This is a genomic window from Victivallis sp. Marseille-Q1083 (assembly GCF_903645315.1).
Taxonomy (GTDB): Bacteria; Verrucomicrobiota; Lentisphaeria; order Victivallales; family Victivallaceae; genus UMGS1518.
The window spans coordinates 2,495,175-2,507,970 of record NZ_CAHJXL010000001.1 but is presented as its reverse complement, the minus strand read 5'-3'; the positions used below and the strand labels follow the sequence as shown (position 1 = coordinate 2,507,970).

9 protein-coding genes and 1 other RNA gene are annotated in these 12,796 nt (G+C 59.1%); 8 read left to right on the top strand and 2 right to left on the bottom strand.

Annotated features, from left to right (window positions below):
• Positions 1-144: 144 nt before the first annotated feature.
• Positions 145-503: a transfer-messenger RNA gene (gene ssrA, locus HWX74_RS10285) on the bottom strand.
• 234 nt (positions 504-737) lie between these two features.
• On the opposite strand from ssrA, the gene rpmA reads away from it, so the two are divergent.
• The 5 genes from rpmA (at position 738) to HWX74_RS10260 (ending at position 5,323) form a co-directional block, all read left to right on the top strand.
• Positions 738-986, top strand: coding sequence for a 50S ribosomal protein L27 (gene rpmA, locus HWX74_RS10280; protein ID WP_176013447.1), 249 nt, complete (start codon positions 738-740; stop codon positions 984-986).
• Between the two features lie 112 nt (positions 987-1,098).
• Positions 1,099-2,118, top strand: coding sequence for a GTPase ObgE (obgE, locus tag HWX74_RS10275; RefSeq protein ID WP_176013446.1), 1,020 nt, complete (start codon positions 1,099-1,101; stop codon positions 2,116-2,118).
• 13 nt (positions 2,119-2,131) lie between these two features.
• Positions 2,132-2,638, top strand: coding sequence for a GNAT family N-acetyltransferase (locus HWX74_RS10270; protein ID WP_176013445.1), 507 nt, complete (start codon positions 2,132-2,134; stop codon positions 2,636-2,638).
• Between the two features lie 124 nt (positions 2,639-2,762).
• On the top strand, positions 2,763-3,335 hold the full coding sequence (locus tag HWX74_RS10265) for a DJ-1/PfpI family protein (protein WP_176013444.1): 573 nt from the start codon (positions 2,763-2,765) through the stop codon (positions 3,333-3,335).
• Positions 3,293-5,323 (top strand): TaqI-like C-terminal specificity domain-containing protein, encoded by a 2,031-nt coding sequence (locus HWX74_RS10260; protein ID WP_176013443.1) that lies wholly within the window; start codon positions 3,293-3,295, stop codon positions 5,321-5,323. The genes HWX74_RS10265 and HWX74_RS10260 overlap by 43 nt, the downstream gene beginning before the upstream one ends.
• A 70-nt stretch (positions 5,324-5,393) precedes the next feature.
• Here the strand turns inward: HWX74_RS10260 and HWX74_RS10255 are convergent, their stop codons facing one another.
• Positions 5,394-6,686 (bottom strand): DUF4349 domain-containing protein, encoded by a 1,293-nt coding sequence (locus HWX74_RS10255; RefSeq protein WP_176013442.1) that lies wholly within the window; start codon positions 6,684-6,686, stop codon positions 5,394-5,396.
• Between the two features lie 239 nt (positions 6,687-6,925).
• Here HWX74_RS10255 and HWX74_RS10250 point away from each other — a divergent pair, with 239 nt between their 5' ends.
• The 3 genes from HWX74_RS10250 to HWX74_RS10240 are packed head-to-tail and all read left to right on the top strand — an operon-like array spanning position 6,926 to position 12,565.
• On the top strand, positions 6,926-8,068 hold the full coding sequence (locus tag HWX74_RS10250; protein WP_176013441.1) for a substrate-binding domain-containing protein: 1,143 nt from the start codon (positions 6,926-6,928) through the stop codon (positions 8,066-8,068).
• Positions 8,069-8,086: 18 nt separating this feature from the next.
• On the top strand, positions 8,087-8,776 hold the full coding sequence (locus tag HWX74_RS10245) for a type II secretion system protein (protein WP_176013440.1): 690 nt from the start codon (positions 8,087-8,089) through the stop codon (positions 8,774-8,776).
• Between the two features lie 15 nt (positions 8,777-8,791).
• On the top strand, positions 8,792-12,565 hold the full coding sequence (locus HWX74_RS10240) for a hypothetical protein (protein WP_176013439.1): 3,774 nt from the start codon (positions 8,792-8,794) through the stop codon (positions 12,563-12,565).
• The last annotated feature ends 231 nt before the right edge of the window (positions 12,566-12,796 follow it).

Sequence of the window (12,796 nt, the reverse complement as noted above, 5' to 3'; positions counted from 1 at the left end):
GCCGACAATCCGGAGGCAATCTTAATTTTACGAAAAAATTCAGGACCGGGAAACGGGCAGGGGAAAGTTTTCAGCAAAATTTTCAAAAAAAAAGAAAACAGCCCGAAGTGTTTACAAACACTCCGGGCTGCCCGCTTTTAAATATGGTGGAGGTGGCGGGAGTCGAACCCGCGTGTTGACAATGTCTAAGATCAACTTCTACATGCTTAGATCGCCTTTGGATTCTTATCGTCCGTCCACCTTGCCGGCAATCAGGCGGGCTTTCGGACTAACCTCTCTATTGTCTTATCGGCTGCCGAAAGATGAAACAGCCGACCAGGGCGTTAGATGACGCACTTATCCCTTAACACCCGTCAGGGGAAGTACGAGGCCGTCAATTAAGCGGCCAGAGCAAACTCTTGATCGTTCGCAATTATTCGTTCGATTGATGATTTACGAGGCCAACAATCATCCTCGGCATGCAATCAACCCCGAACCCTGCCAGTCGAATCCGGAACACCCCCAGATTGTTTTCGAACCGCATTGTCCATTCTTTAGTATAGCCGGTCTTTCCGGAAATACAAATTCTTTCCATTTTTCTTTTTTCTTCAATCTTCGACCGGTTTTTCCGTCGAAAAGTTCATTTTTTTCCTGGAAGATGCTTGATATTTTCCGGTCGAAGGCTATATTAGATATTCTTGAATTATGAACAAACTTGACAAAAGACAAAAGTGAAGTTAACATAAGGAATTGCAATCATGGCGCATAAAAAAGGTCAATCCAGCAGCCGAAACGGCCGCGACAGCAACCCGAAGTACCTCGGCGTGAAAGCCTACGGCGGTGAATATGTATCGGCCGGCAGCATCATCGTCCGGCAGCGCGGCACGAAATTCCGGCCCGGCAAAAATGTCGGCTGCGGACGCGATTTCACGCTCTTCGCGCTGTGCGACGGTACGGTTGAGTTCAAGAAAACCACGCGTCAGGTCAACATCGTTCCGATGGCCTGAAACGAGCGGTTTCCGCTCGAATTTCGTGTCGGATTGAGCCCGGGTTTTGTGCCTTGGGCTCTTTTTTTTGAATCTGATCGGTTGCGGAACCCAAACGGCAGAGGAGTAAGATATGTTTGTGGATCGTGCTAAAATTACAGTAAAAGGCGGCAACGGCGGCAATGGCTGCTGCAGCTTCCGGCGCGAAAAATTCATCCCGAAAGGCGGCCCGGACGGCGGCGACGGCGGCGACGGCGGCAACGTCATCTTAAGAGCTTCTACCGACGAACAAAGTCTGGTCGATCTTGTTTACAACCGTCATTATGCCGCCGCCAACGGTCCCCACGGCAAGGGCAAAGATCTGCATGGCCGCAAAGCGCCGGATATTATACTCGACGTGCCGGTCGGCACCGTGGTGACCGATCAGGAAACCGGCGAACTGCTTGCCGACCTCGATACCTCCGGCCTGCAGTTCGTCGTCGCCCGGGGCGGCAAAGGCGGACGCGGCAACGCCCGTTTCGCCACCAGCACCAACCGGGCGCCGCGCCAATGCGAAGAGGGCAAGCCCGGCGAAGAACGCCGGCTGGAACTGGAACTGAAAACCATCGCCGACGTCGGCCTGGTCGGCTATCCCAACGCCGGCAAATCCACGCTGCTGCGGGCGGTTTCCCAGGCGCGTCCCAAAGTCGCCCCCTACCCGTTCACGACACTGCATCCGGTGGTCGGCGTCGTTGAACTGCCGGCTTACGGGCGATTGACCATCGCCGATATTCCGGGCTTGATTGACGGCGCTCACGCCAATGTCGGGCTCGGCCATGCCTTCCTGAAACACATCGAACGGACCCATGTGCTGGCTTACGTACTGGACATGGCCGGCGTTGACGGGCGGTCGCCCTATGAAGATTACCGTCATTTGCAGAGCGAACTGGAACTTTATATGAGAGGTCTGTCCAAACGGCCGGCCGTCATCGTCGCCAACAAGATGGATTTGCCGGAAAGCCGGGAAAATCTCGCGGCGCTGCGCGAAGCCCTCGGCAGTGAAATGACGCCGATTATCCCGGTCAGCGCCGCCGACGGCGAACTCGGCGAACTGATTCCCATCCTCAGCAAGCTGGTGAAGGACAGCAGCATTTCTCCTTATATGATTTTCTGAAAGCGTTCCGACCATGAACCTGCAAATTGATCCCATGCAGGCCGGACATCTGCCCGGCGTTCTACGCGTACAGGCGATCGCCTATCGGGATATCGTACCGGAGTCCGACCGGGTCATGATCCGCAAATGGGAACTGGCTCCGGACTGTTGCTTCGTCTGTCTGGCCGACGGTGAAGTGCACGGTTACGTGCTGGCACATCCGTGGCACGCCGACCGGGTGCCGGAACTGCATGGGTATCTGGAACAACTGCCCGAAGCGGCAGAATCGTTCTACCTGCATGACCTGGCGCTACATCCGGCTTTGCGCGGCAAACGGCTGGCATCGGCACTGTTCGACGCCGCCAGACAAGCGGCGCTCCGGCGACGCTTCCGGCGTTCCCACCTGATCGCCGTTCAACATTCCGTGCCGTTCTGGCAAAAACAAGGCTACCGGGTCTGGCCGGTCCAGCAACTCCGGACGCCGGAAAAGCTGGCCTCTTACGGAACGGAGGCGACGTTGATGGGCCAGGAATGGGCTTGACGACGGACCGCCAGGCCTTTCTTGCAACTTCGATATTTCTGGTGTATATTGATATCCGAAAAAACAGGACGGCGGCTTCTCTTCCAACGCCCCATCCGATCCAACTGCGAAAGGGAATTTTGCCATGAGCAAAAAAATTCTGATGCTGGCCGGTGATTATGTCGAAGATTACGAAATGATGGTTCCGTTCCAGGCGCTCCAGATCGTCGGTTTCCAGGTCGATGCGGTTTGTCCCGACCGCAAAGCCGGCGAATATGTCCGAACCGCCATCCACGATTTCGAAGGAGATCAGACTTATTCGGAAAAACGCGGCCACAATTTCGTGTTGAATGCCAATTTCGAGGCGGTACAGGCCGAAGATTACGATGCGCTGGTCATTCCCGGCGGCCGGGCGCCGGAATATCTGCGGCTGCACAATGGCGTCATCGCGCTGGTGAAGGCTTTCGCCGCCGCCGACAAGCCGATCGCGGCAATCTGCCACGGACCGCAACTGCTGACTTCCGCCGATGTCGTTCGCGGCCGGAAACTTTCCGCTTATCCCGCCGTCAAACCGGAAGTGATCGCCGCCGGCGGTGAATATATCGAAGTCGGGCTGCCGGACGCCGTCACCGACGGCAATCTGGTCACCGGTCCGGCCTGGACGGCGCATGTCGAATGGCTGCGGCAGTTTATTGCCGTCGTCAACGCGACGCATTGATGCCCGCTGCCCGACAGCTTTTTGCGGCAATTGCCGCGCCGGCCGGAACCGATTCGGCTCAAAGGGCGGATTTCTTGTGGAACCACCTCCGGGAGCCGGGAATTCGGCTGGAGCTATCCGGCAATCTCGCCGATTTGTCCGTTTCGTTGGCGGAACGGCTTCAAATGCTGGCAGCGTCCGTTCGCTGGAGCTGGATTCAAACCGATACCGGCAATTTCCTGCTCCGGCGTACCGATGCCGGATGGAGCGCGCTGCCGCTGCAGCCGGAGCGGCAACTGGTCCGCCAGGCTTTGCAAAACGCCCGGCGCGGCAACTGGCCGGCCCCGGCCGGCTGGACCAGAACCGCCGTCAGCCGGCTGGAAGCATATCGCCGCCAACATCGGCTTTCGCCGGAATCGCTGATCGAACAATACTTCGAATTGCTGGCCGGCAACGACAACCCGCTGGCGGTTCCGCTGGCCGGTTATCCGCTGACTGCGGCGGAAAATACCGCAACCTTGTCATGGCTGGCGTTGACGCCGCAACTGGCCGGCGACTGGCTGCAGCATTATTTAAGCGGCAGTGAAGAACGGAAACGTTCCGAGCGGCAACTGAGCGGCAGCTTCTTCACGCCGCCGTCCCTGATCCGGCCGGTTCTGGAGGCGGCGCTGGCCGCCTTCCCCGACGGCAAGCGTATTCTCGACCCGGCAGTCGGCGCCGGCGCCTTTCTGATCGAAGCAGTCCGGCAACGGCCGCAGGCCCAACTGCAATGCCTTGGCGTCGATATCAATCCGCTGGCCCTGGCCATCACCCGGCGCCGGCTGGCGCTCTTTCGGCAGACCACCCAGGCGAATTTCCACTTCGAACTGTACCGGCAGGATTATCTGGATACCAATTTCCGGCAACTCGACTGGATCGTCGGCAATCCGCCGTTCGTTCAAATCCGGGATATTCCAACAGAGCGGCGCCGGGAACTGGCCGGACGCTTCCGGCTGGCCACCGGGCGCTTCAACCTGTTCAGTTTGTTCCTGGAACAGGCGGCCGCCCAACTGGCCGATTCCGGCGTCGCCGCTTTTGTCATTCCGGACCGGCTGCTGCTCAACACCCAATATCAAACCTTACGGGAGCACCTGCTGCGGCGCTGGCAACTGACCCGTCTGCAACGGCTGCCGCCGCGCAGCTTCCGTCAGGCGGCGGTCGACAGTGTCGTCCTCGCCTATCGCCCCAGACCGTGTCCCGGCAGTCGGACCGTCGAGGTCGGCAACCGGCAATTCCTGCCGCTGGACGAACTGTACCACCGGCAAACCGGTCAATTCGTCTTATCCGCCGATTCCGCCGTCAGCCGGCTGCTGGCCAAAATCGTCGCCCGTTCCACGCCACTCGGCCAGTTGGCCGACAGCCGCGACGGCATCATCCAGAGCAAAGTCGGCGACAAACTGTTCGGCCGCCAGCTTCCCGACGGCGCCAAACCGTTGCTGTTCGGACGGCAAATTTCGGCTTATCAAATCCATTATGAAGGCGACCAAATCGACTATCGGCCGGAAACAATGCGGCAACTGGAACAACAGCGCGGCGGCAACGGCCTGCGGCTGCGCCAGCCGGCCGTATTCGAGCGTCCGAAGCTGCTGACCCGCCAGACCGCCGACCGGATCATCGCCGCCTACGATGCCGAGGGGCGCTATTATTACAGCAATACCCTGCACGGTTCCGCTCCGGTTGCCGCCGACCCGTGGTATCTGCTGGCGGCGTTGAACAGTATGGTGGTCAACTTCTATTACCGGGCGACCAGCGACGAACGCGGCCGGAACTTCGCCCAGATCAAGCTGACGCTGCTGCGCCGGCTGCCGATTCCCGAGCTTTCTTCGGAATTGCAGCAAACCGTCGGACGGCTTGCCCGGGCGCAAACCGGACATTACTCCGCCGAACGCCAGCTGCAGATCGACCAATTATTCTGCCGGAGCCTGAAACTGACGACTTCGGAAATCACTCTGATGCGGCGTTTCCTGTAGGTTTTTCTCACCCGGAGCCATCAAAATACCGGACGTCTGTGGTTGACGCCCGGCATTTTGAGCCGGCCGGCTATTTCCACATGCTCAGGTCGACGGTTTCAAGCAGCCGGCCGACAGCCGCCTTGTCCTTCCCGAAGCCGACTTCCGGCGCCTGAAATTCATAGAGATACACTTCGCCTTCCCCGCAGAAATCATACCAGGCACGGTCGAGAAACACATAGACGCGATAATACCAATTTTCGTCGCCGATCATTTTGTGAGCGGTGATCTCCACCGCCGGAATTCCTTCGCCGATGACAATCTCCCTGACTTCATCGATCCGATAAAAATTGGCTTCTTCCAACGCCCGTTTGACGGTCTCCTGCCAGAATTTCAGCGAACCGCCCTTCAAATTGTTGCGACGCTGCAGTTGTACGGCTTTCCGATCCGGCGAAATCGCCAGCAACTGCCTGCCGTCGGAATACGTGACGATGAAATCCTCCGGCAAAGCCACGTCGTACGGGAACCGCTGGACCGCGTTGAACCGGTTGGCATTCGACAGGATTTCACCGCCCAATTCGGCCACCCACGGCACTGGCATACGCCGTTCCAGCCGCTGCGTCACCGGAATTACTTCATTGAAGCCAATCCGGATCGTCGCATAGTTCACCTGGTTGCGCAACAAATTCAGCCGTCCTTTCAACAGTTCCAGTTCGCCGGAAACCCGATTCAACTCCTTTTCCACCATCAGCATGTCTTCGACTTTGACCGCTTTGTCGGCAATCGCCAGCAACCGTTCCCGCAGCTTTTCGAGGTTGCCGATCCGCGTCTCCACATCGAACATCTCGCCGGTGACATCTTCCACCTGCTCCTGCCGGCTCTGCAAAGTCCCCAGCTTACTCAATAGCTCGTTCGCCTCAGTCAATGCATCGGCCGGAATCCGCAGAATGACATTGTAGTCGCCGATGCTCTGCACATAACCATTGCAGTCTTTGGCGATCGCTTCCGCCTCCTTGATCGCTTGTTTCACATCGCTGACGCTGTAAACCAGAAAAATACTGGTGATCCGCTGCCGTGCCATGGGCTGCGACTCCTCCCCGCCGTTGCCGCCGCCAGCATAGGCCGGAGCCGTTTCGACCTGCGGCGCTTCCGCCGGCGCCGTCGCCATCGCCATCATATCCGCCGCGACCGCCGCCCCTTCCCCCCAGGTCTCGCCGCATGCGGGAAGTATAGCAGCGCCGTCAACCCCATTAATCCTAGACGACGCGCCGCGGCCGCTGCTCATCTGATCGGCTTCTTCCACCATGAATCCCTGATCCACCGCAGTACAGCCGGTCATCGCCAACAGCGCACATGCTCCCAGCAACAACGTCTTTTTCACCATGATACCCTCCCAATCATTTGCAACCGTTTCAACCATCCGGCAAGTGACACATTGATATTTATAGTGCCGAGGGACCGGTTTTGCCAATCATTTTCTGCAATTATTGCTTCAAAATTAAGGCGACAACAAAAAATCACAATAAATTCCCGGCCGGGGGGGTTGACTTTATCGTCAAAATTTGCTAATATTCTATTATAATTTCAAAACAATATAAACAGTTATAATTTACAACAAAAAAAATGATTTTACTGAAAAATAACCCGCTCCCGCTCTACCGGCAGCTGCAGGACACGTTGGAAGAATTGATCCGCTCCGGCGCGCTGGCACCGGACGGCCTGCTGCCGTCGGAACGGGAATTGTGCCGCCGCTACGGCGTCAGCCATATGACCGTGCGGCTGGCGCTGGCTGAACTGGAACGGCGCCAACTGGTCGTCCGGGTGCCGGGCAAAGGGACTTTCGCCGCCGGCCGGCGGACAATGCCAGACGATCAGTCGCCCCGCCAGCGGCAAACGCTGGCTTTGATCATGGAATACACTTCAGCCAGCGAGTTCAGCATGCGGCTGGTGGCCGGACTCAAGGAGGCGCTGCAGCCGCGGGAAGCCGATCTGCTGCTTTTTTCGGCCAAAGAGGAGCGTTATTTCGAACTGGCCCGGGCGGGTGGCTTGGCCGGCGCGATTATCGCCGACCCGCATTTTCACGACCTGCGGCTGCGGCAGTTGAAAAAATTGGCTCTGCCGCTGGTGGTGCTGGGCCAGCCGAATCAGCGCAACATTGCTTCGGTCGACTCGGACAATGTCGAAGTCGGCGCGGCCCTGGCCCGCCATCTCTATGAACGCGGCTTTCGCCGTATCGGTTTTTTCGGCTACGGCCGGGACTTCACCGTTACCCGGGACCGGCTGGCCGGTTACAAAGGCGTGCTGCACGCCGCCGGACTGCCGTGTCCGCGCAACCGGATTCTCTTCGGTGAATATTCCGAGCACAGCGGGCGGACGGGAGCACGTCAACTGCTGGCGGCCGGCGCCGATGCGGTGGTCTGCGGCGATGACTTTCTGGCGGTCTGCGTTACCGATCAACTGCTGCGCGACAGGGTCGAAGCAGGTCGTGATTTCGGCATCTGCGGCTGCAATAACTCTCAAATGGCCCGGCTGCACCGGCCGTCGATCACCTCGATGGAATTGCAACCGGAAGAACTCGGCCGTCAACTGATTGCCAACCTGTTCCGGCAAATATCGGGAAATAACGAAACGGAAAACACCGTGGTGCCATGCCATCTGGCCGTCCGTCATTCCACCCGGAGGCAACCCGCCGGCGATAATGATCCAGACGAAACGGCATTGTGCTGTGCCGTCAAACAATACCAGGCAGAAATGAGCTTTCAATAACCAGGAAAGGGAAACGAAATGAAAGCGAAGAGAGTTTTCACACTAATTGAATTACTAGTTGTTATCGCAATCATTGCCATCTTAGCTAGCATGTTGTTGCCGGCGCTGGGCAAAGCCAAAGCAGCGGCGATCCGGATCAAATGCCTGAGCAACGTCAAACAGAACACCACCGGACTCCACCTCTATGCCAACGACAATCAGGATTATCTGCCGGCCGATTACGACAATACCCATGCCTGGGCCGGCTGGAATTTCATGCAGCGGCTGCGCGAATATGTCGGCGGCTTGGCCTGCAGCAACGACATGACCGATTATGATAAATTTCCGGCTGCCCAGCTCTGCCCGGCCCTGCCCGGCAGTTTGAACGGCCCGGGAAATACCACGCTGGGATACGGTTACAATCACTATCTGCTGCTGAACTCCAGCTTGCAGGCAGTGAATGCCAAACTATCCGGCTTTGAACGACCATCGACATTGATTTTAATCGGCGACAACGCCCTTTCCGCTTCCGGCACCGGACCAGCCTGGGCGCAATGGCGTTACTGTGTTTCCCCGACCAATACTTACAACGGCGTGAACGTCGGCGATGCGTTACGCAGCAAACATGGCGATTCCGCCAATGTCGGCTGGATCGACGGCCACGCTGCGGCGGAGAAGGTCTATGCGTTGGAGATCAATGAAAAAGAGTGGTTCATGCCCTGGGAATAAAGGTGAAAGGTGACGATGTTGAAACAGATCATTCTGGGAGCCGGCTGTCTGGCCTTGGGACTCCGGACGGCTACGGCGGCCCCCACTGCCGTCCCGTTGCAGGAAACTTGGACGCTGGAAACGCATAACCAATCCCGTGCCACGCTGGAAGCACCGGCCCGGCCGGGTGAATTGTGGCAGTGGCATTCGGAACTGCCGAATGCCCGAAGCTTCGTCTGGTGCAGCGCCAATTTGGCCGAACCGCACGACTTCCGGCCTTTCCGGCAACTCCGCCTGACCGTCGGCGGCGACGGATCCAACCAGACATTGCGGCTGATTCTCGGCAATGCCGTCAACAACCGTTTTCTGCAAACCGAACCCAGACTGATCAATTTCACCGGCCGGCGGGAACTGGTGTTCCAACTGGGCGCACCGGCCAGCGGTCCGTCCGGCGATTTCGCCGACACCTACTGGGACGGCAGTAATTTTGATTTCGCGGCGGTCGATTTCATCCGGCTCCGGCTGGACCGGGCGGATGGCGAAGCCGCTTCAAAGCTGGGTATCGGTGCGATTCAGTTGGATGACGAAGCCGCGCCGCCGGCCGCAGAACGGGTGCCGCTGGCTGTTTTCCTGACCGCGGCGGCCGGCCACTTCACACCGCGGATTTCCGCCGACTACCAACATCATCTGGCCCGGAAAAACCTGTCGGTTCAAACCCGGACCGGCCGCCAGCTGCCGGAAGCCGCCAATCTGGTCATCCTGACCCGCAGCGACACCGAAGCCGAAAACTACCCGCCGGAATTCCGGCGGCAGCTTGCCGACTTCGTCGCCAATGGCGGCGGTCTGCTGGTGATGACCGGTTTTAACGGTTACGGCGACTTCGACCGGGCGACCGCTGAATTGAACGAATTGCTGCGCCCCTTCGGGATCGAATACCACCGGGAACGGCTGAGCGACCCGGACCACGAAGTCGCCGTCGAATGGACCAGCCGTTATTTCTTTTACCGCACCGACCGGCTGAACCGCAATCATGCGGTCACTGCCGGCTTGCAGGAGTTCTATTATCCCGGCGGCAAGGCCGATTACGAACCGGCCACCGGCAAATTGCTGCCCCAATCCGAATGGCAGACGCTGATCACCGGCGGACCGGCCGCCGCTCCGGCAACCATCGCGGCGGTACGGGACTTCGGCAAAGGCCGGGTTGCGGTAGTGGCAATCGATCCGATGTATCCACTGGAGAACGGTTCCCATCCGGCCTATGACGGCTATGCGTTGCAACGCGGCGACACCCGGGAATTTTATGACCGGCTGCTGGCCTATCTGGCGGTGCCATCGCTGGCAGCCGGACGGGGTGTTGCCCGGCCGGAACAGCCGGCGCCGCGCATCCGCCCGCTGCCCGTCCCGGAGGCACCGACGGCAATCCCCGGCGATGGCCGAGCCGCCTACAGCGGAATTCTGGCCGTGCTGCCGGCCGAAACACCGGAAAGCGACTGGTCCGCCTATTTCGCGGCGGCGCGCGCCAACCGGAATGATTACGCCGTTCTGGCGCTGCGAGCCGGCCGCAATGACGGGGAACGGTTCGAGCGCTTCCGGCAGCAATGCCGGACAGCCGGCGATGAAACATTCCTGATTCTGCCGGCCCTTTATCTGGAACAACCCGAACGGGGCAACCGGTTCGTTATCGATCCGAAACGTTTTCCAACCCCGGAAGAATTCGACGACCTCTACTGGCCGGCACTGCTGTTCAACCTCGGCTGGCCGGGAGTCATTCTCGACCGGCCGGCCGCCAATGCCAAATCACCGTGGTACCTGAAATTCTACACCGGTTTATCGGTATTGTCGTACACCGACAGCCAATTGACCGGGGATGCCGAAACACTCTACCGGGAATTGACCGCCAGCGACTATCGGTTGATTCCGGCCGCCGTCGTTCAGGTTTCCTCCCCGGAGACGCTGGCGGCCTACACCGGGGCCAAAACCATTGCGCTGGCTTCGGATGCCGCCGCAATCCCCGACAGCCTGAAAACATTCGCCGATTCCGGCGCCACCTATCTGTCCACCGGCGCGCGCCTCGCCGCCTTTGCATTACAGCAGGATGACCGGCTGATCCGGCAGGCGGGCAGCTTGGAATGGAATCCGGATGGCGTCAATCCGGCCCGAATGCTGTTGCACCTGGCCGCCCTGCCGGACGGCGGCGAATTGGAGCTGGTGCACAACAACACGGTCTGGCGGCGTCTGGCAACGGAATCGGCCGAATTGCAGCACAATTTTCCGCTCGAAGTCGCCGACAACGGCGTCTGGCTGTTGAGCTGGCGCGATCAACAGGGCGGACGCCTGATTTCCAACGGCATCCGGGCCTTGAATCCGCGCCTCAACTATACGATGTGCGTGGACAAACAGAATCTGATCCTGAATTTCAACCAGCCGGAGCTGGGGCGGGAAACCAGTATCCTGAGCTGCTGGATCACCGGCATGGACGGCGGATTGTTCCTGGTCAACGTTCCTCCCGAAGAAATTGCGCCGGCCGGCGAAGATGTCACCTGGGGGGCCATCAGCGGCTTTGAAACGGTGCCCGGCTACCTGCCGCACGACGGCAAAGTCGTCAAATCGGGCGGACTGACCGAGCTGGTCAAACGTTATTGCGTGGCCAGCAGCGCGAAACTGATCGTCACCGACAGCCTCCTCGACGACGCCTATATGCGCGGCAGAAGTCGCTTCACCATCTTCCGGCCGGCACTTTACGGACTGTCGCTGCTGCTGATCGAAGGGGAATTCGAAGCGCAGCAGGATTTCACCATCGCCGCCTCGGAAAGCCCGGGACACCCCACCCACCTGCTGCGCAACGGCCTGCCGGGCGGGGCCGTCCCGACTGAAAATGCCATTAGCGTCCGGCTGCTGCGGCTGATGGGCTCGACGACAGTCCAGCCGCTGCCGCATTACCGCTTTTTAAAGCAGGGCGCCATCGCCGGAACCGGTCAATTTGATCAGGAAGAGCTGCCCGGTGAAAACTGTTTCAAAATTTGCGATACCGGGCAGCTCGCGGCCGGCGACGGCGTCACACTGTTTCCCGGCCGGGCCGGCAACTGGCTGGTCTTTGCCCTGCAGGACGGTTATACCGCCGCCGTCGGCATCAGCAACAGCCACAATCACGCGCTGGTTTCCGGCGCTTACCCGTACCGCAACTGCCTGGAAGTCGGCTACACGCTGCCGGACAACCAAATCCGCCGCGGCGACGTTTTCCGGCAGAAACTGCTGGTGGCGTTGGACAGCGGCACTGACCGCAATGCCAATTTGGCGGCCATGCTGCAGGCCTCGTTCGGTGCCATGCAGGATGCCGTCGAACTGCGCCACGGCGAACGCGACCCGAACGTCCTGTTTCCGGTAACGACAGCCGCCCGGGACGGCCGGGTCGAATTATTGCTCCATGCCGGCAGTACGATTCTGCCGGACTGTCCTATCCGGGTAACCGGACTGGAAAACAATTTCGCCGCCGCCGTCTGCGACCGGCGCCGCCACACGTTGGAATTACTGCCGGTATACGACGGCGAAACAATCGCGCTATTGCCTTCGACGGCCGCCCGGGAGGTCTTCATCGGCCATCCGCTGGTCTGCGACCGGCCCGACATCCGGATCGAACTGCAATCCAATGAGCGGGAATGGCGGGCGGCGCTGCACAATCCGACCCCGGAAACGGTGACCGGCCAGGTCCATTCGCCATTGCTGCCGGATGAACCGGCTTTCACCGTTACGCTGCAGCCGGGCGAAACGCAATATTTCCGCCTGCCGGTTGCCATCGCACCACAACCATAGGAGATGGTATGATAAATAACTGACGTTCGCGGAATCAGCTTTCTGCGTGTAATTTATGGCGATTAACTTACACGTTTGGAAGCGGACAGGTTGCAGACTGAATGTTTCAATGAGGCGCATCAGAAACGATGACGACCCCGGAAAGGAGATTAGTCAGATCTGTAAACCAGAGCGCCACCGTAGAGAGCGACTGATTAATCGACTACTCTGTATGGGAGGATGGTGAGGCCG